General features: G+C 67.9%; 20 protein-coding genes. 3 read left to right on the forward strand and 17 right to left on the reverse strand.

Going from position 1 to position 18,422, the window contains the following annotated elements; all coding sequences use genetic code 11:
* Window positions 1-33 precede the first annotated feature (33 nt).
* Window positions 34-1,140, forward strand: coding sequence for a glycoside hydrolase family 15 protein (locus ACQU6B_RS08490; protein ID WP_430867116.1), 1,107 nt, complete (start codon window positions 34-36; stop codon window positions 1,138-1,140).
* The gene (locus ACQU6B_RS08495; RefSeq protein ID WP_430867117.1) at window positions 1,137-3,386 is read left to right on the forward strand and encodes a TIM-barrel domain-containing protein; all 2,250 of its coding nucleotides are present in this window, start codon (window positions 1,137-1,139) and stop codon (window positions 3,384-3,386) included. The genes ACQU6B_RS08490 and ACQU6B_RS08495 overlap by 4 nt, the downstream gene beginning before the upstream one ends.
* A 147-nt stretch (window positions 3,387-3,533) precedes the next feature.
* Here the strand turns inward: ACQU6B_RS08495 and ACQU6B_RS08500 are convergent, their stop codons facing one another.
* From ACQU6B_RS08500 to rimM, 11 genes are all read right to left on the reverse strand, one after another.
* Complete coding sequence (locus tag ACQU6B_RS08500; protein ID WP_430867118.1) at window positions 3,534-4,226, reverse strand: ribonuclease HII; 693 nt, start codon at window positions 4,224-4,226, stop codon at window positions 3,534-3,536.
* A 4-nt stretch (window positions 4,227-4,230) separates the two neighbouring features.
* The gene (gene lepB / locus ACQU6B_RS08505; RefSeq protein ID WP_430867119.1) at window positions 4,231-4,908 is read right to left on the reverse strand and encodes a signal peptidase I; all 678 of its coding nucleotides are present in this window, start codon (window positions 4,906-4,908) and stop codon (window positions 4,231-4,233) included.
* Window positions 4,909-4,967: 59 nt separating this feature from the next.
* Window positions 4,968-5,315: a 50S ribosomal protein L19 gene (gene rplS / locus ACQU6B_RS08510; RefSeq protein ID WP_430867120.1), complete on the reverse strand. Its 348-nt coding sequence runs from the start codon at window positions 5,313-5,315 to the stop codon at window positions 4,968-4,970.
* Between the two features lie 163 nt (window positions 5,316-5,478).
* Window positions 5,479-5,991 (reverse strand): FMN-binding protein, encoded by a 513-nt coding sequence (locus ACQU6B_RS08515; protein WP_430867121.1) that lies wholly within the window; start codon window positions 5,989-5,991, stop codon window positions 5,479-5,481.
* A gap of 10 nt (window positions 5,992-6,001) precedes the next feature.
* Window positions 6,002-7,438: a ferredoxin reductase family protein gene (locus ACQU6B_RS08520; RefSeq protein WP_430867122.1), complete on the reverse strand. Its 1,437-nt coding sequence runs from the start codon at window positions 7,436-7,438 to the stop codon at window positions 6,002-6,004.
* A 45-nt stretch (window positions 7,439-7,483) separates the two neighbouring features.
* Window positions 7,484-8,143: a response regulator transcription factor gene (locus ACQU6B_RS08525; protein WP_430867123.1), complete on the reverse strand. Its 660-nt coding sequence runs from the start codon at window positions 8,141-8,143 to the stop codon at window positions 7,484-7,486.
* Complete coding sequence (locus tag ACQU6B_RS08530) at window positions 8,143-9,519, reverse strand: ATP-binding protein (protein ID WP_430867124.1); 1,377 nt, start codon at window positions 9,517-9,519, stop codon at window positions 8,143-8,145. Before ACQU6B_RS08530 ends, ACQU6B_RS08525 begins: the two co-directional genes overlap by 1 nt.
* 91 nt (window positions 9,520-9,610) lie before the next feature.
* Complete coding sequence (locus ACQU6B_RS08535) at window positions 9,611-10,150, reverse strand: hypothetical protein (protein WP_430867125.1); 540 nt, start codon at window positions 10,148-10,150, stop codon at window positions 9,611-9,613.
* Window positions 10,151-10,233: 83 nt separating this feature from the next.
* Entirely contained in the window at window positions 10,234-11,595 is a 1,362-nt protein-coding gene (gene gdhA, locus ACQU6B_RS08540) for an NADP-specific glutamate dehydrogenase (RefSeq protein WP_430867126.1), read from the reverse strand.
* 149 nt (window positions 11,596-11,744) lie between these two features.
* On the reverse strand, window positions 11,745-12,434 hold the full coding sequence (trmD, locus tag ACQU6B_RS08545; RefSeq protein ID WP_430867127.1) for a tRNA (guanosine(37)-N1)-methyltransferase TrmD: 690 nt from the start codon (window positions 12,432-12,434) through the stop codon (window positions 11,745-11,747).
* Window positions 12,434-13,033, reverse strand: a complete 600-nt coding sequence (rimM, locus tag ACQU6B_RS08550) for a ribosome maturation factor RimM (protein ID WP_430867128.1) — start codon at window positions 13,031-13,033, stop codon at window positions 12,434-12,436. The genes trmD and rimM overlap by 1 nt, the downstream gene beginning before the upstream one ends.
* Before the next feature lie 103 nt (window positions 13,034-13,136).
* On the opposite strand from rimM, the gene ACQU6B_RS08555 reads away from it, so the two are divergent.
* Window positions 13,137-13,526, forward strand: a complete 390-nt coding sequence (locus ACQU6B_RS08555) for a hypothetical protein (RefSeq protein ID WP_430867129.1) — start codon at window positions 13,137-13,139, stop codon at window positions 13,524-13,526.
* 522 nt (window positions 13,527-14,048) lie between these two features.
* Here ACQU6B_RS08555 and ACQU6B_RS08560 read toward each other — a convergent pair.
* The 6 genes from ACQU6B_RS08560 to ACQU6B_RS08585 all read right to left on the reverse strand — a co-directional run bounded on the left by ACQU6B_RS08560 (window position 14,049) and on the right by ACQU6B_RS08585 (window position 18,416).
* On the reverse strand, window positions 14,049-14,285 hold the full coding sequence (locus ACQU6B_RS08560; RefSeq protein ID WP_430867130.1) for a KH domain-containing protein: 237 nt from the start codon (window positions 14,283-14,285) through the stop codon (window positions 14,049-14,051).
* Window positions 14,286-14,287: 2 nt separating this feature from the next.
* Entirely contained in the window at window positions 14,288-14,866 is a 579-nt protein-coding gene (gene rpsP, locus ACQU6B_RS08565; protein WP_430867131.1) for a 30S ribosomal protein S16, read from the reverse strand.
* Between the two features lie 196 nt (window positions 14,867-15,062).
* Window positions 15,063-15,719 carry a hypothetical protein gene (locus ACQU6B_RS08570; protein WP_430867132.1) on the reverse strand — a complete coding sequence of 219 codons (657 nt, stop codon included), beginning with the start codon at window positions 15,717-15,719 and terminating at the stop codon, window positions 15,063-15,065.
* Window positions 15,720-15,732: 13 nt separating this feature from the next.
* Window positions 15,733-16,572 (reverse strand): FAD:protein FMN transferase, encoded by an 840-nt coding sequence (locus ACQU6B_RS08575; RefSeq protein ID WP_430867133.1) that lies wholly within the window; start codon window positions 16,570-16,572, stop codon window positions 15,733-15,735.
* Window positions 16,573-16,587: 15 nt separating this feature from the next.
* Entirely contained in the window at window positions 16,588-17,055 is a 468-nt protein-coding gene (locus ACQU6B_RS08580) for an FMN-binding protein (RefSeq protein WP_430867134.1), read from the reverse strand.
* 2 nt (window positions 17,056-17,057) lie between these two features.
* Window positions 17,058-18,416 (reverse strand): ferredoxin reductase family protein, encoded by a 1,359-nt coding sequence (locus ACQU6B_RS08585; protein WP_430867135.1) that lies wholly within the window; start codon window positions 18,414-18,416, stop codon window positions 17,058-17,060.
* Between the last annotated feature and the right edge of the window lie 6 nt (window positions 18,417-18,422).

An 18,422-nucleotide genomic window follows, 5' to 3' on the forward strand; every position in this document is an offset into this window, starting at 1 on the left:
ACACTAGCCTCGCAACCAGAATTGAGTTCCCCCATGCCCCACGTCGACCGCGCCGCGGCCGAACGCGTCTTGGCCGCTTCGCGAGACACCATTTCGCGCCTCCAGGATGCGAACGGTGCCTACCCGGCAAGCCCCACGTTCTCCGCCTACCGCGGCTACTGCTGGTTCCGCGACGGATCGTTCATCGCCGACGCCGCATCGGTGGCCGGACTGCCCGACTCCGCCTCCGCGTTCTTCGACTGGTGCGCCGCCACGCTGACCTCGAGAGCGGCCGCCGTCACCGACATCGTCGCGCGGGCCAAGACGTCCACCCCGGTCGACGACCTCCACATGCTGCCCGCCAGATTCACCTTTGACGGCGGCGTTGGCGTCGACGACTGGTGGGACTTCCAGCTCGACGGCTACGGAACCTACCTGTGGGCGCTGTTCGCCCACGCCGCCCGCCACGACCTCCCCCTGGAGGGTCACCTGGCGGCGATCCAGCTCACGGTCGACTACCTGGTCAGCTCGTGGGATCGTCCCTGCTACGACTGGTGGGAGGAGAGCTCCGGCCATCGACACGTATCGACGCTGGGGTGCGTGGGGGCGGGCCTCGAGGCCGCCGCTGCCTCCGCATTGCTCGACCCGGAACGCGAGGCCGCCGCTACCTTGGCCGCGGCTCAGATCCGCGACCTCATCGAACGCGAGGGCGTCGTGGACGGGCACCTGGTGAAGTGGCTGGGCGGCACGTCCGTCGACGCCAGCCTGAGCGCGCTCGTCAGCCCGTTGGGCTACATCCCCGCCCAGACCGACCTGGCGCGCGCCACCGTGACGGCCGTCGAGTCCGAGCTCGCCCGCGACCACGGTGTCTACCGCTACCTCGGTGACACGTTCTACGGCGGAGGGCGCTGGCCCCTGCTGTCGTGCTTCCTCGGCCTCGCGATGCACGCCACCGGTCGCGAGGACGATGCGGCCGAGTACCTGGCGTGGGCGGCCCGGACCGCCACCGCCACCCTTGACATGCCCGAGCAGGTCAGTGACCAGTTGCTCGCGCCCGAACGAATCCAGGAATGGGAAGACAAGTGGGGCGCCGTCGCGACCCCGCTGCTGTGGTCCCACGCCATGCTGCTCCGACTGAACGCCGAGGTTACTCACCCATGATTCGCCACAACCCCCACGGCTCCGGCCACCCCTACAGCGAAGATACCGAGCAGCGCTCCCCCGTCCTGCCCGTGCGCGGCGAACCGCTGCGCATCGGCGCGCGTACCTCGGCCGACGTCACCGGGGTGACCATCACGGTGATCGAGCTCGACGCGGACGGCGCACGGCGCGAGACGACTCATCCGGCCGAGTCAGTGGTGCGCTCCAGCCGCGGCCAGGCCACCGACGGCGGACACCTGGCCACCGCGCAGGCCCGCAAGGCCAACCAGCCGGGCGGCTGGGAGGCGCACCTGCGCCTCGACGACTCGACCGTGGCGATTGAGTACTCGCTGGCCGCCCAGGGGCCCGAAGGCCGCGTCACCCGTACCGGCCCGTACGCCACCGACGTGGCCTGGTGGGAGACGTCCGCCGACTCGCTCGTCGAGGCCTCCGGCCCCGGCCCATCGCGCCTGGTGCCCGGCTCCGTCGTAGCACTGCGCACCCGAACGCTGACCGCCCGAGTGCGTTGGCAGATGCGGCTCATGGCGGGCGAGCGCGTCGTCGGCTTTGGCGAGCGCTTCGACACCCTCGATCAGCGCGGGCTCACCCTGGACTCTGTGGTCTTCGAGCAGTACAAGAACCAGGGCGCTCAGCGCAAGACCTACATGCCAATGCCCTTCGCCCACGTGGTGGGCGCGGACGGCTGGGGATTCCACGTCGACACGTCGCGGCGCGTTTGGTTCGATGTCGGCGCCACCGAACCCGACGTCATCGCGGTCGAGGCCGAGACCGACGCGCCGGCAGACGCCGCCGGGGCGATCACCGTGCGCCAGTTCGCTGGCACGCCCGATCAGGTGGTGGCGGCTTTCGTCGCGGGCGTCGGGGCACCCAAGCTGCTCCCCGACTGGGTGCTGCGCCTGTGGGCGAGCGGCAACGAGTGGAACACGCAGGCGGAGGTGGAGCGCCAGATGGCGCTGCACCGCGAGCACCGGATCCCGGTGGGCAACGTCGTGATCGAGGCGTGGAGCGACGAGACGTCGTTCACCGCGTTCCGCGACGCCAAGTTCGAGCCCCGTGCAGACGGCTCCCCCGCGCGCCTGGCGGACTTCACCTTCCCGGCCGACGGCGCCTGGCCCGACCCCAAGGGCATGGTCGACTCCCTGCGCGATCACGACGTCCACGTGCACCTGTGGCAGATTCCACTGATCAAGATGCGCCCGCACCCCCAGGGGCAGGCGCGGGTCGACGCCGACGTGGCGCGCGCGGCCGGCCACCTCATCCAGGAGCGGACCAAGGACGGCAAGCTGCGCCCGTATCGCAACCGCGGCTGGTGGTTCCCGCTGAGCCTGATGCCCGACCTCACGGACGATGCCGCAGCGCAGTGGTGGACCGAGAAGCGTCGCTACCTCGTGGACGAGGTGGGAATCGACGGCTTCAAGACTGACGGCGGCGAGCACGCCTGGGGAAGCGACCTTGTGTACCTCGACGGCACCGGCGGGGATCAGAAGAACAACCTCTTCCCCGTGGCGTACGCCAGGTCCTACGGCGACCTGCTGGAACGATGCGGCAAGGCCCCCGTGACGTTCAGCCGGGCCGGCTTCTCCGGGTCGCAGGCCCACGGCGCCTTCTGGGCGGGCGACGAGAACTCCACGTGGGAGGCTTTTAGGTGGTCGATGCTCGCGGGCCTCAACGCCGCCGCGAGCGGGATCGTCTACTGGGGCTGGGACATCGCGGGGTTCTCCGGCGACCTACCCGAGCCGGAGCTGTATGTGCGCGCCTTCGCGGCATCGGCCTTCGTGCCGATCATGCAGTATCACTCCGAGTTCAACCACCACCGCAAGCCGGCCCGCGACCGCACTCCGTGGCACGTGGCCGAGCTCTCCGGCGACGAGTCGGTCATCGGGGAGGTCCGGGAGATCGTCGAGCTGCGCGAGCGGCTCCTCCCCTACCTCGCGCGCAGCACCAAGCACGCCGTCGCGTCGCGCGTACCGCTCATGCGGCCGATGTTCTTCGACTTCCCCGACGACGCCCGGGTGTGGGACTTCCCCATCCAGTGGATGCTGGGCGAGAGTCTTCTCGTAGCACCCGTGCTGGCACCCGGCGAGGCGTCCACGGTCTACGTGCCCGCCGGAGACTGGGTCGACGCGTGGACCGGGCTGCCCGTCGAGGGCGGCGCGGCGTACGACGTCACCACCCCCCGCACCCGCGTCCCCGTGTACGTGCGGGCCGCGGCCTGGGACGACCTCAGGGCGGTGTTCCGTCCGTAGCGGGACGCACAGGTAGCGCAGGTCTCCACACCACGAGGTCACCACACCGCGAGGTCTGCTCGACTGGAGGTCTCCTCGCCTTGAGATCCTCTCGCCGCGCGGAGGCGTGACGCCGCGCCATCGTCCCCGGCACGATCGACCTGACTGCTAGAGGTCGCGCTCGGGCAGCTTCCACGAGCGCCGGTGTTCGTCCGTCGCGCCGTGCGTGCGGATTGCGTTGAGATGACCCTCGGCGCCGTAACCCTTGTTGCCGTCCCACCCGAACTCGGGGTGGCGCACGTGCGCCTGCGCCATCAGCGCATCGCGCTCGACTTTCGCGATGACGGAGCCGGCCGCGATCGACGCGCACAGGTTGTCGCCCTTGATCACCATGGTGACCGGCGGGAGGGGTGCTTCGTCCGCGGTGCCTAGCGAGACATCGTCCTGCCCCGCATCGGCCGCAAACAGGTCGTCGGCGGGCGGCGTCAGCCAGTCGTGCTTGCCGTCGAGCAGGATGGCGTCGACGGTGACTCCCACCGCGGCGATCGTGGCGAGGGCGCGGTTGCCAGCCAGGCGCAGCGCGGCCACAATCCCGACGTCGTCGATCTCCTGCGGCGACGCGTGACCCACGGCGCGCGCCAGCCCGTAGTCCGCCAGCACGGCGTTCATCGCCTCGCGACGCTTGGGACTCAGTAGTTTGGAGTCGGCGAGGCCCACGGGCCAGTCGTCGCAGCGTTCCAACGCGACCACCCCGACGGAGACCGGGCCCGCGAGTGCTCCGCGGCCCACCTCGTCGATGCCGACGACCACGCGCGCTCCGGAGTCCCACAGCGCGGCCTCGTACTCGAGGGAGACGGGCATGGAGCTATTCGGTGGAGGTGGTGGCGGCCGGAGGCGCGGTGTCCTCGGTGAACGGGTTGCCGACCCCGGTCCAGTGGCTGAGCGGCCACACCACGGCGAAGGTGGTGCCGACCACGTTGGCGACGGGGATGGTGCCGCCGCCGGGTTCGCCCATGTGAGAGCGGGAGTCCGCGGAGTTGTCGCGGTTGTCGCCCATTACCCAGAGGTAGCCCTCAGGGACGGTGACCTCGAACTCGCGGCCGCAGGCCTGCGTGCCGGGCTTGATGTAGGTCTCGTCGATAGCGACGCCGTTGACCTGGACTTGCGCGTCTGCGTCGGTACACACGACGGTGTCCCCCGGCAGTCCGACGATGCGCTTGATGAGGTGCTCACCCGCATCCTCGGGCAGCAGGCCAGTGAAGGTCAGGATCTCGTTGCCGACCTTGTGGATGCCCGTGGGGTCTTCGGTCGGGTCGTGCTGGAGCCAGTTATTGGGATCCTTGAACACGACCACGTCGCCGTGGCGAAGTTCGAGCGGACCGGGGCGCCACTTGGTGACCAGGATGCGGTCGCCGTCTACCAGGGTGTCTTCCATCGACGCTGACGGAATCCAGAACGACTGGAAGAAGAAGGTCTTGATGATCAGCGAGAGCAGCAGTGCGCTCACGGTGATGATGAGTATCTCGCGTACTCCAAGCCACACGCGACGACCGGCGGAGGGCTGCTGCCCGTCCGCCGGTACGTCGGTGCTCGTGCTGATGTTTAGTTCTCGCGCTTCTCGCGGATACGAGCAGCCTTACCGCGCAGTCCGCGCAGGTAGTAAAGCTTGGCGCGGCGGACGTCGCCGCGGCTGACGATCTCGACGTGGTCGATGGTGGGCGCGTTGATGGGGAACGTACGCTCCACACCGCAACCGAAGGAAACCTTGCGGACGGTGAACGTCGCTGCGACACCCTGGCTCTGGCGGGCGATAACGACGCCCTGGAAGACCTGGATACGCGAGCGGCTGCCCTCGATGACCTTCACGTGGACCTTGACGGAGTCGCCGGAACGGAAGTTTGGCATGTCGGTGCGGATCAGATCCGCGGTAATGGCGTCAAGCTTCTGCATGACTTATCTCTCCTCGCACACGCCACAGGTCCCGCGCGGTATCTGCCTTACGGCAATCATTAGGTGGTGATGAGCGTCGAATGTCGCAACGGCCCCCTGTGGCAGGCCGATGCTTCTTGCGCACCGAGGGTCTATTCTGCCACATCGCGGCGGCGGATTCACCTCAGGCGAGTCCGGCGTCTGCCAGCGCCGCCTCGATCGAGCCCAGAATACCTTGGCTGGTGTAGCTCGCCCCCGACACATACGACACGTTCGACGTCTGGGCGTCGAGCACTTCGCTGATCAGGGTGGGGATCGCATTCGCGTTGATCCGCTGCGACTTGGAGTCGGTCAGCCCCTCCTGCAGCGTCTGGATGTCAGTGACGACGCCCGCCTCGACTACCAGTTGCACCTGCATCGTGCCGTAGCGCGTAACCATCGCGGGACCCACATAGGTGACGGCCGTTGCGGCCGATGGCTGCGCAGCCTCGGTGGGCGCAGCGGACGCGGTCTGGCTCGAATCCGTGGCGCCAGTCGCGGCGGAGGAAGCCCCCGCGCCAACGGCGGAGGACTCAGCCGCCGGAGCGGCGACGGCCTGCACCTGGGCAGCCGCGAACGGCTCCTCGCCGGCGCGCCATCCGGTGGCCAACACTGACAGCCCCGCGACCGTGAGAACTACTCGACTAATCGTTTTCATTTTCCGTCTCCTACCAGTCAAACTTTTCACGGTGAACGGCCGCCTGGGCCATACCGGAGGCGATCGCGTCGACGGCCATCGCATCGGCCCACTCCACGGGGCCGCATACGAACAGGTCGGCACCCTGAATCTGAGGCACCAGGTCGCGCAGCGTGCCACCGAATCCGGCGGGGGCCCAGCCGGCCCCGCGGCGCCCGTAGAACTCGTAGAGCTCTGCGCCTCGCGCCTCGCATAGGGCGCGGACCTCGTCCAGCAGCGGCGCCTCCGCCTGGCTGCGCGCCCGGACGATGACCGTCACCGGCTCGGTCGGATCGGCCGTCTCGAGCAACGCTCGGACCGGGGTGATGCCGATGCCCGCGCCGGCGAGCACCAGCCCGCGGCCCACTCGCGAGCCATGGTGGAACACACCGTAGGGTCCGGCCACGCTGACCCGGGTGCCGGGACGCAAGTGCGCGAGCGCGGCGGAGTGATCCCCCAGCGGCTTGACCGTGATGCGCATCGCGTGGGCCAGGGGCGAGGCCGACAGCGAATACGGGTTCGCGGACATCCACAGGTCACGGGTCCAGAACCTCCACAGGATGAACTGGCCTGCCCGCGCGTTGAGCCGGTCGACGCCGCGGCCGGTCATGATCACGGAGACGCTCCCGTCGCGGTGCCTGTCGATGCGCGCCACGGTCAGCCGGTTCCTGAAGACCCTGCGCACCGGGATGATGACGCGCCAGACAAGTAACGAGCCAAACGCGACGGTGTAGAGCGCGATCCAGAACCAGGTGGCCGCGCTGCTCACCACGAACGTCGCGCCGTCGGTGAACTGGTGGGGCGCGCTCAGCGCTATCGCGACGTACGCGAGCAGGTGGATGGCGTGCCACGTCTCGTAGGGCCAGCGCCGGCGGGCCGCGGTCACGGACGTCAGCACGACCACCACGAACACTGCGAGCCCCAGTACCGACAGGCCAATCCACTTGGTCTGAGTCAGGAAGTAGACGGTCTGGGCCGGGATGCTGCGCCCGTCGGGCGCTCCCCAGGAAATAGTTAGCAGCGTGGCGTGCGCCAGGAGCAGCAGGAACGCCGCCTTGCCTAGCTTGCCGTGCACCACGAGCGCGTGGTCGTGACCGATCGTGCGCTCAATGAAGGGCGCCCTGGACGCGAGCGCCACCTGGACGAGCAGCAGCACGGTCGCGACCAGCCCGGTGACGCGGCCGGCTTCCTCGATGAGTGCGATAGGGGCCGTCCAGACGAAGGCCCCGCTGGCGAGGAAGAACGCGATCGCCGCGATGCACAGCATCCACACCATGGCCTCGAGCGCGTCGCGCCAGAGCCAAGAGAAGCGGCGCCGATGCGTGGGCTGCGCCGGCCGCCGCGCTCGCCTCGACCGCTCGGGGCGAGACGGACGCGGAGGCGCCGGCGGCATCGGCCGGGCGACGCCCACTGGTGCGAATGTGCTCATGCCGCCAGTCTGCAGAGCCAATCCTGAGACTTTCCTCAAGGTTGGTTAGGCGACGAACCTGAACCCGCGTCCGCGCACCGTCTGGATCGCCGCGGCGCCGAGCCGCGAGCGCAGGTACCCGATGTAGACGTCAAGCACGTTCGCGCCGGCGGCGGAGCCCCAGACGTGGTCGAGCGCCGCCTGGCGGGTGACGACCTCACCCGCGTTTCGCATCAGAAGGTCGAGCAACTGGAACTCGCGGTTCGATAGCTTGACGGGCTCGCCGTCGCACTCGACGGAGCGCTGGACGGGATCCAGCACGCAGTCCCCCGCGACGAGGACGTCGCCCGCGGACTCCTCTGGGTCGTCGCGGCGCGTGCGCAGGCGAATCCGCAACACCAGCTCGTCGAACGAGAACGGCTTGGGCATGTAATCGTCGGCGCCGTGTTCGAGGCCCCGCACCGTGTCCTCCGCGCTCGTGCGCGCGGTGAGGATGATGACCGGCAGGCGGGAGCCGTGCGCGCGCAGCTTACGCAGAACGGTGAACCCCTCCTGGTCGGGCAGCCCGATGTCGAGCACCATGATGTCGAAGTCGCCGCTCTTGGCCAGCGTCAGCCCCTCGCGTCCCGTCCTCACCCACGTGACCTCCATCTGGACGGTACGCAGTCCCTCGCTCAGTTGGGTCGCGAGACGGTCCTCGTCCTCCACCAGCAGCAGTCTGATCATCACGCCTCCCCCGGCGTATGGACCGGGATGACGATGGTGAACGTCGACCCCTTGCCCACCTCGCTGTCCAGTTCCACGCGTCCGCCGTGAGCCAGCGCGATCGCGGACACGATGGGCAGCCCCAGCCCGGCGCCGTCGCTGTCCTCCCCCACCCGTTGGAAGCGTTCCAGGACCCGCTCGTGATCCTCCCGAGCGATGCCGCGCCCTGCGTCGCTCACCGACAGCCGCACCCATTCGCCGTCGACCGTCGAGCCGATCGAGATGGGCGTGGCCGCGTCGCTGAACTTGACCGCGTTGGCCACCAGTTGCATCCAGGCCTGCTGCAGTCGCTGCGAGTCGGCGTGGATGGGCGCCTCGGCGCGTTCGGTCACGCGCCACTCGCGATCCGAAAGCGCTCGCGCCCGCTGGAGCACCGCATCGGTGAGCGCCCCCAGGTCGAAGTCCTGCTTGTCGACGAATTCCGGGCGGTCGGCCTTCGCCAGCACCACCAGGTCGTCAACCAGGCGCGACATCATCGCTACCTCGTCCTGCATCATCGCCTGGGTCTGTTCCACCTGCTCGCTGTCGCGGGGCTCGAGCAGGTCCAGGCTGGTGCGCATCACCGCGAGCGGCGTGCGCAGTTCGTGGCCCGCGTCGTCGAGGAGGTTGCGCTGCGCGGCGAAGGCCCGCTCGATGCGTTCGAGCATCGCGTTGACGGTCTCCGAGAGCCGCGCGAGGTCGTCGTTGCCGACTATGGGGATGCGTCGGGTCAGGTCGCTCTCGCTGATGTCCCGCGCGGCCTCGTCGAGCAGCCGGATAGGCACCAGTAGACGCCCCACGATGACCCACGCCACGACGGCGATGAACACGAGCGCGAGTACGGCCGCCAGCACGTAGCCGCCGACGATCTCGCCGAGTTCGTGCATGCGCGCGCCGTGGTCGGTGGCGACCGTGAAGACGGCCTCGGTGGACCCATCGGCGCCCTGTACGGGGATGCTCACCGCGCGGTACTCCGCGGTGTCCGTCACGACGGTCTCCACCGTAACCTCGCCCGGTTCGGGGTTGCCCGCGACCTCGAGGAACTCGGGATCGTCCTCGAGCGCGAGGTGGGTGGACGATGCGGGCACGAAGCGCGCCTCGCCTGCCACGAATCCCACCGCGCTGGTGGTGTCCGAGGCCGCCGCGTTCTGCACGCCCGCCCGCACTAACTCCGTCGGGTCCGTCCAGGCAAGTCCGGTCGCCGGGTCCGCACCGTCGGCGAGCGCGTAGAAGGCTTCGGTCCTGGACCTCAGCTCCGCGTCGATGGATGAGGTGACGTCCGCGGAGATGAATGCGTAGGCGACTACCCCGGTGAGGGCGATGCCGAAGGCGGACAGCGCGACGAGCGACACGAGCACGCGGGCGCGTACCGTGAGGCCCCGGCCGTTGGGCCGCGCTGAGCGTCTAGAAATGGCGGCCCCTTCTTCTCTTAATCCCTACGCTACTTCGTTAGGCCGATGCGGAGTCCGAGGCGGGTGCGGAGTCAGTCTTGTCTGTGGCGTCTGAGGGCGCGGCGCCCTTGTCTCCTGGCCCGTGTGCGCCGCGCTCGCCCGCCGCTCCCGGCATGCCGTGGGCACCCTGTTTGCCGTGATGGCGCAGGTGGACCACTCCGTCTTCGTCGACGGTGGCGCCGTCCTCCTGGCCCGCCTTTTCGCCGTCACCGTCACCATCACGGTCCCTGTCACGGTGCTCGTCGCCGTCTCCGTCGAGGTCACGCACCTCCGGCGCGACGGCCTCGGGGCTCCTGGTGCGGGTGCGCGCGCCGTCGGGCTTGTCGTCCGAGTCATCAGCTGTCGCGGAGTCGTCAGCCGCGGCGGAACTGCTCGAGGTGGTGGGGTTCGCCGTCGAATCCGAGATCGTGACCGGGTCGCCGACCGTCTGCGAGGCGGCCGAAGAGTCGGACATGACCGCGTTGGCCCCGAAGCCAACAGCGAAGACAGCGGCGCCGGTCCCGGCGATGGTCAGTAGGTAACGCGTGGTGTTATTCATAAGACCAATCCTCGCCTGTGGTTCCTGAGAGGTTTCTTAAGACCTGCCGCGCGCGGGTGCCGAGGCGACCCCAGCATCGGCCGCTAGACCACTCCCTGCGCGCGCATCGCGTTGGCCACCTTGTAGAAGCCCGCGATATTCGCGCCGTTGACGTAGTTGCCCGGCGTCCCGAAGTCCTCTGCCGCCGCCTGGCAGCGGTGGTGAATAGTCGCCATGATGGATCGCAAACGGGAGTCGACGTCCCCGCTCGTCCACGACAGGCGCGCGCTGTTCTGCGCCATCTCGAGCCCGGACACCGCTACTCCGCCGGCGTTGCTGGCCTTGGCCGGCCCGTAGAGGATGCCCTCGTCCAGGAACACGTGCGCGGCCTCGAGGGTGGAGGGCATGTTCGCGCCCTCGGCCACCAGGTAGACGCCGTTGCCGATGAGGTTGCGGGCGTCCGCGCCGTTGATCTCGTTCTGGGTCGCGGACGGGAACGCACAGTCCGCCTGGTGATCCCACAGCGGGTTGTGATCCGCGTCGGCGTCGACCGGAGTGAAGACTGCGTCGGGGAACTTGTCGAGGTATTCCGAGATGCGCCCGCGACGCTGGTTCTTGATCTCCTTGACCCACGCCAGCTTCTCGCGGTCGATGCCGGCCTCGTCGTAGATGTACCCGCTCGAGTCGGACACCGAGACCGCGGTGGCGCCGAGGTCGATCAGCTTCTCGATGGTGAATTGCGCGACGTTTCCGGATCCGGAGACCAGCGCGACCTTGTCGTCGAAGCGCTCCTTGCGGGTCTGCAGCATCTCCTCGGCAAAGTAGACGCAGCCGTAGCCGGTGGCCTCGGGGCGGATGAGTGACCCGCCCCAGTCCAGGCCCTTGCCGGTGAGAACTCCCGTGAACTCGTTGCGCAGCCGCTTGTACTGGCCGAACAGGTAGCCAATCTCGCGCGCGCCGACGCCGATGTCGCCCGCGGGCACGTCGGTGTTAGGGCCGATGTGGCGGGCCAGTTCAGACATGAACGACTGGCAGAAGCGCATGACCTCGCCGTCGGACTTTCCCTTGGGGTCGAAGTCGCTGCCGCCCTTGCCGCCACCCAGCGCGAGCGACGTCAGGGAGTTCTTGAGGACCTGCTCGAACGCGAGGAACTTAAGCACGCCCAGGTTCACCGACGGGTGGAAGCGCAGTCCGCCCTTGTACGGGCCGAGCGCGCTGTTCATCTCGACGCGGTAGCCGCGGTTGACCTGGACCTCGCCGCTGTCGTCGGTCCACACCACCCGGAACGTGATGATGCGTTCGGGCTCGATCATGCGGTCGAGAATCTTCTCATTGACGAACTCCGGGTGGCGATCCAGGACAAGCTCGAGCGATTCGAGCGTCTCCTCGACTGCCTGGCGGAATTCGGTCTCGCCGGGATCCTTAGCGTCGACCGACGCGAGAAGTTGGGAAGCGTAATCGCTCATGAGGGCTCCTTTACCTGGGGTGCCGGCGGGCAACCCCCGGCGAAGAAATCCACCCGAGCCTACACAAGGTGCGACGGGCCGCGACACACATGAGGCCGTGGCGCCGCCCCTGGTTAATCCGCGGGAGGTCTAGGTCCAGACTGCGAGTGTCAGTCGATGGGGGGAAGCAGGTCCGGGCGACGCTCGCGCGTGCGCTCCAGTTGCTGCTCGTGGCGCCACTGGTCGATCTTGCCGTGGTTGCCGCTCAGCAGAATGTCCGGCACGTCGAGGTCGCGCCACGACGCCGGGCGGGTGTAACTCGGGTACTCGAGCAGGCCGTCCGAGTGGGACTCCTCGACGATGCTCTGCGCGTTGCCCATGAAGCCCGGGATGAGGCGCGTGATGGCCTCGATCATCGCGAAGGCCGCGACCTCTCCCCCGTTGAGGACATAGTCACCCAACGAGACCTCCGTCACCGCGAAGCCCGTCGCCGCGTAGTGCTCCGCCACCCGCGCGTCGATCCCCTCGTACCGTCCGCACGCGAACGCGATCTGCGGCGCCTGCGCGAGTTCCGCGGCCATCGCCTGAGTGAACGGAACCCCCGCGGGGCTGGGCACCAGGAGGTGACCCCCGGGCTGCAGCACGTCGTCGAGCGCCCTGCCCCACACATCGGGTTTCATGACCATGCCCGCGCCACCGCCAAAGGGCGAGTCGTCCACGGTCTTGTGGTTGTCGGTGGTCCAGCTACGCAGGTCGTGGACGTGGGTCTCGACCAAGTCGGCCTGGCGGGCCTTGCCCAGCAGTGACACGTCTAGCACCCCAAAGAACTCGGGGAAGATCGTGACGACGTCGATCCGCATTACGCGTCACCGTTGGAGTTGGTGCTGGTGTCGTCGTCGCCGTCGGTGTCGGTGTCGTCCTGGGAGTCTCCGTGGGTCTCGCCGGTGGCCTCAGGGGTCTCCCCCGCCAGCAGCCCGTAGGGCGGAGTGACCACCACTCGACCGCCCTCGATGTCCACCTCCGGCACAAATTCGTCGACGAACGGGATCATGGCCCGCTCGCCCGTGGCCTGCTTGACGATCAGCAGGTCCTGAGCGGGCATCGACTGCAGGTCCACAACCTTGCCCACCTCGGTGCCGTCGGGGCGGAACACGGTCAGTCCCACGAGCTCGTGGACGTACCAGGCGTCGTCCTCATCGGACTCCTCGCCCTCGATCGTGAGGGTGGCTCCACGCGCGGCATCCGCCAGCTCGCGAGACGTGATCTCCTTGAAGACCACATACCAGCGACCCGACTGGGTCCTGGCCTTGACGACGGTCAGCGGGCCTGCCTCGGCGGGCTCGGTGTCGAAGCGCTCCCCCGGGATCAGGCGCTCCTCGGGGATGTCGGTGTGCAACTCCACCGATACCTCGCCCTTCAGTCCGTGCGCACGGCCAATGCGGGCAACAGTAAGTTTCATGGCTCAAGCGTAATTCACGCGCGCGGGCACGCATCCCGCGCGTCGTATTCGACCGGGCAGTACGATCATCAAAACGGCTGCTCGGCCGGAATTGGGGAGAAAAATGAGTTCACGCGCACCACGTCCCGGCAGCGTCACTTTCGTCGTTTTCCTGATGTGGCTCTTCGCCCTCGGCAGCATCATCGGCGGCGTCCTGATCCTGTCGAACCAGGACAAGGTTGTCGTCATTGGCGCCGACCCCAGCACTTACGCGTGGGCCTCCATCATCATCGGCGTGTTCATGGCGCTGCTGGCGATCTCACTGTCGCTCGGGTCACGGTTGATCCGCTTCCTGGTCATCCTGACGATGCTGGTGCGGATCGCGCTGGACGTCTATGCGTGGATCACCATCGACAACATCTCGGTGCCGCAGGTAGCAGTGTCGATCATCTTCGCGCTCCTCGTCATCGGGCTGCTCTCCACCCGACGCGCGGCGGAGTTCTTCCGCGGCTAGGAGTGGGAGCCGGCCACCACCAGCTCAGCCACACCCACCACCAGCTGAGCAGCACCCACCAGCCGGTCAGCAGTGTCCAGCACCTGCTCAGCGAGACCCACCACCTGATATGGGTCCGTTTTCGCACGGTTTCGGTACGTGCTCGCGCGCTATTGGTCCGATTTGGCACAGTGATGCTCGTGAATTGGCACAGTGCTGGCCACGACACGAACCCCGGAGCTCGCCCAGTTCCAGCGCTCCGCACCTGGCACCGCCGTGCCAAATCAGACCAACTGGGCGCAGCCAGGCCACAGAACGTGCGAAATCAGACCCATAGGAGGTACGCCGGGGTAAAGAGAGCGCGGGGTCCGGCGCGACAGCAGGATCGCGCGTCGCCGGGTCAATAGGTCACCGAGTGAACAAGTCAGCGGGTCACCAGATCACCAGATCACCGAGCAAACAAATCAACTGGGCACTGGGCAGCACAGGCTCACAGGCTCACAGGCTCACAAGCCAGCAGATCTGACCGGCAGACCAGCCCTACTAGCGCGGGGCTACGTCAACGATGTTGACGCGCACGTCGTCGCGGGCAATGGCCTCCACGACGGTGCGGATTGCGGACGCAGTGCGTCCGCGACGACCAATCACACGGGGAAGGTCGTCAGGGTGTACCACCACGTTGAGGGTGGTGCCCCGACGCCCGGAGCGCTCGGTGACGCGAACGTCGTCCGGGTTGCGGACGATGCTACGGACCAGGTACTCCAGGGCGTCGAGGATCACGGTTACTTCTCCTCGGCCTTTTCGGCGTCAGCTGCGGGTGCCTCTTCAGCAGCAGGTGCCTCGTCAGCAGCAGGCGCTTCCTCGGCGGGAGCCTCAGCAGCAGCGGCCTTGGCCTCTGCCTTCGCGGCGTCCTCAGCGGCCTTGGCCTCTGCCTTAGCAGCCTCTTCGGCAGCCTTAGCTTCGTCCTCGGCGGCCTTCTTGGCCTTCTCGGTTTCGACTGCCTTGGCAGCCTTCAACTTCTCGGCGGCGTCGGCGTGAGCCTGGATCTGGTCCTCGGCGCTAACCTTCTCGCCAGCGACCTGAACGGTGCTCTTAGCGTCCTTGTCACCCTTGTGGATGCCCATGTCGCCCGTGAGGGTCAGCAGCTTGAAGACCTGGCCGGACGGCTGCGCACCAACGGAGAGCCAGTACAGCGCGCGCTCGGAGTTGATCTGAATGATTGAGGGGTTGTTCAGCGGGTGGTAAATGCCGATCTCTTCGAGGGCCTTACCGTCGCGCTTCGCACGGCCGTCCATGACGACTACGCGGTAGAACGGCGCCTTCTTCTTACCAAAGCGCTTTAGACGAATCTTGACAGCCATAGCTGTATCTCCTTGTTTTCGGTGTGAGCCGGCGCCCACCGTCCGGTTCAATCGGACGATGTCGCTAGCAAGACGAAGTGGATCCGGTGGCACCAAGGCCACGTTCACCAGCGATCCATTGTGCCAGAGTTCGCGGTACCGGGGCAACCACGCGGAACACCACGGCCGATGCGACGGTCAAGTCGCGTCGATTCGGCTACGGGTAGTAGACCTTGACTACTTCAGTGACCTCTCCGTCATTGACGTAGACGTAGTAGTCGGACGTGCCCCAGCCGGACTGAACCTCGCTGTAAGGAACCGCCGAGTCGTCGGGGAGGCTCTGGTAATCAGCGGACCAAAACACCGAATTCTCGGCGAGCGGCAACTCCCGCAAGCCCGGGTTGTCGTTGGTCGTCGGGTACTCACGCTGAGGCTCGTCGGGCCCGAGGGAGTCCAGATACGCGGCCCACTCCGGGGACTTGGGGTGGTAAAGGCACGCCAGGTCGAACGAGATCGAGTCGTCACCCCACTCCTGCACGACGCCGTACCAGACCCCATCCGGGAGGCTGTCGCTTGACCCCGGCGAGCATCCCGACAGCGCGGTGCCGTTGGCGTTCATGGGGTAGGCGTCGTAGGGGAAGCTGTCCGTGGCGAGGGCGAACTGAAGCACTGGCGTTTCACTTGGCGTGGGTTGCGCACTCGCCGTCGAATCCTCGTCGGAATCGGTCGAGGCGTTGGGCTCGCTAGACGGGTTGAACGATGGATACGCCACGCTCGGCTCCCATTCCACCTGGTCTGGGCCGGAGCACGCCGCGAGCAGGATCGCCGCCAGAACTGCGGCACCCGCCAACCTAGTCTTCGTGCGCGCAAACATATTCACGAACCTATCAAATGCGTTCGCCGGGCGCCGCGAGCGTCGGCCAACCCGGGCTGCGCTCGGAGAACACCTTGCCCTCGCGCACGGAACACGTCAGCACGTCGAGCCCCTCGGACTGTGCGGCCAGCGCCACCTTGCGCCCGCCCGCCATGATCGCCGTCGCCCACGCGTCGCACTGCACCAGATCCCCACCCGCGACAGACACCTGCGCGTAGTGCTGGGCGGCCACGCCCTTGCGAGGGTCCCAGATGTGCTCGCCGCTGTGCGCGGTCCCTGAGGTGGCTACCGATCGACCGTCGGCCAGGTCGATCGCGTCCACGACGCGCGCGGGTCCTGGCTCGCCGGCGGGTGCGTCCGACGACCGCGGGTCGGCGATGCCGATTCGCCACGGCTGGGCCGGAGCGGGGACTCCGAGTGCCGTCACGTCTCCCGCGCATCCCCACAGCCAGGCCGATGCCCCGAGGAGCTGGAAACGCCACCTCACCCGCTCCATCGCCCAGGTCTTCACGACGCCCGTGGGGTCGATCACGCCGTCGGGCCGGCGCGCGTCGAACGCGCCGCCCGTCTCCTCGCGGTACTGCTCACACAGGTCAAGCACCTCGGCGACGGCGGGCACGCAGTCGCCGATGCTCGCCTCGCCGCGCCCCAGCCGTGACAGCTCCGACTCGGGCTTGTACAGGCTGAAGATGCCGTCCGCCCATGTCAGGTCGGAGGCGACTATCGCCATGACGGTGTCGAGCGACTCGTCGCTGACCGCCACGGGGACGTCGAGCGTGAAGTCCATGGCCATCGCAGTCACGGTGCGCCGCTTGGTGGGCTGACCCGCGGAACCCGAATCTTGAGTCGTCATGAGCAATCTCCCTCGCTAGAGTCCGGCGTCGTCGAACGCTGCCTGCGCGGACTCGACCATCGCGGGCGACGTGTACGAGGCGCCACTCACGAAGTCAACATCCCAGTCCTGCGCCTCCAGTATCCGCTCGCGCAAAATTGGCAGCGCCATCGCGTTGACGGCGACGGATTCCGCCGCCTGGGTGCCCGCGGTCAGGAACTGAACGTCGGTCACCACGCCCCCCGCGACCACAATCTGCAGCTGGTAGTCGCCGCGAATGTTATTCACGACGGTGCCGGAGTAGGTGCCATCGGCCGGCGCCGCTGCCTCCCCGCCCGCCGATTCCGTCGGCGCGGGCGTCCCAACGTCACCAGGTGTCGCGGCCTGCTCCGCATCTCCGGGGGCTGCGAAGTCGAGCACTGCCGCCTCGGGCGCGGCCGCGAGGCCGGCGCCCAGAATCACCACTGAGGCCCCGCCAACCATGAACTTTCTGGAAGTCTTCATGCCTACCACCCAAACTCTTCGCGGTGAATCGCCTCGGGTGCGACACCTGCCGCCAGCGCATCGGCCGCCACCCCCGCGGCCCATGCCGGGGGGCCACACACATACACATCTGTGGCCGACGGGTCCGCGGCGAACTGGGAGATAGTGGCCGGGGAGTCCGCCGTTCCCCAGGTCTCGCCGCGCGCGCCCTCGAGCACGTGCAGCGTCACTCCCCTGTCGGCGGCCAGCGCCTCGACCTCATCGAGCAGCGGAGCCTCGGCGCGCGAGCGCACCCGCACCACCACGGTGCAGTCGTCGCCGGGCTCGACGGCCTCGAGCATGGAGCGCACCGGCGTGATGCCGATGCCGGCGCTCACCAGCAGCAGCGCCGACTTCGCGCGTCGTGAGTGGGTGAAGACTCCCAGCGGGCCCTCGAATATCACCCGCGTTCCGACCGGCACCGCGGCCAGGCTCGCCGAGCCATCGCCGGAGGCCTTGACCGTGATCCGTAGCCCATCGCCGGAAGCCGCGGACAAAGAGTAGGGGTGCGACTGCCACCGCAGGCCGGGGCTGAGGAAGCGCCACAGGAAGAACTGCCCAGATTGCGCGCGCAGCCGGGACAGGTCGCGACCACTCATGGTCACGGACACCCACCCGTCCGCGGAGGTGTCGACCGCCGCGACGGTGAGCCCGTGGCGACTCGCGAGGAGCGCCGGTCGCGCGAGGCGAAACATAAGGAACGAGCCGATGCTCAGGGTCCACAGCGCGGCCCAGAACCACCACGCCGGCCCGTTGCTCACAAACGTCGAGCCCTCGAGGAACTGATGCGGGACCGCGAACGCGACGCCCACGTAGACCAGCAGGTGAACCGCGTGCCAGCGCTCGTAGCGCCACCGCAGCCTCACCGCCGCCAGCGAGGTCAGGATCACTATCAGGAAGCTCACGGCCGCGATCTGAGCGAACAGCATGAACCAGCCGTAGTCGGGCCACGTCAGCAGTTGCCCGAGGAATGACCGATCGTCGTACGACGCATTCGTCGCGGTCATCAGGACTAGGTGCACGAACATCAGGATGATCGCCGCCTTGCCCAGCCGCGTGTGCTTCGCGATGGCCCGGTCGTGGCCGATCACCCGCTCCACCCAGGGCGCGCGCGACGCGAGCAGCACCTGAGTCATCATCATCACGGCGGCAACGATGCCGATGGCGCGCCCGAGCGTATTCCACCAGTCGACCACCGTGACGGTGTTGAGCGCGCCGCTCGCGACCATGAACGCGATGCCGGTGACCGCCGCCAGCCACATCGCGGCCTCGAGCGCGTCGGCCTGCCAGCTGCGGCGGGCGGCGCTAGCGGCCCTGACGCTCGCGACATCGGAAGCGGTCATGGTGTC

Origin of the sequence: Demequina aurantiaca (assembly GCF_050598105.1) — a bacterium.
Lineage (GTDB): Bacteria > Actinomycetota > Actinomycetes > Actinomycetales > Demequinaceae > Demequina > Demequina aurantiaca_A.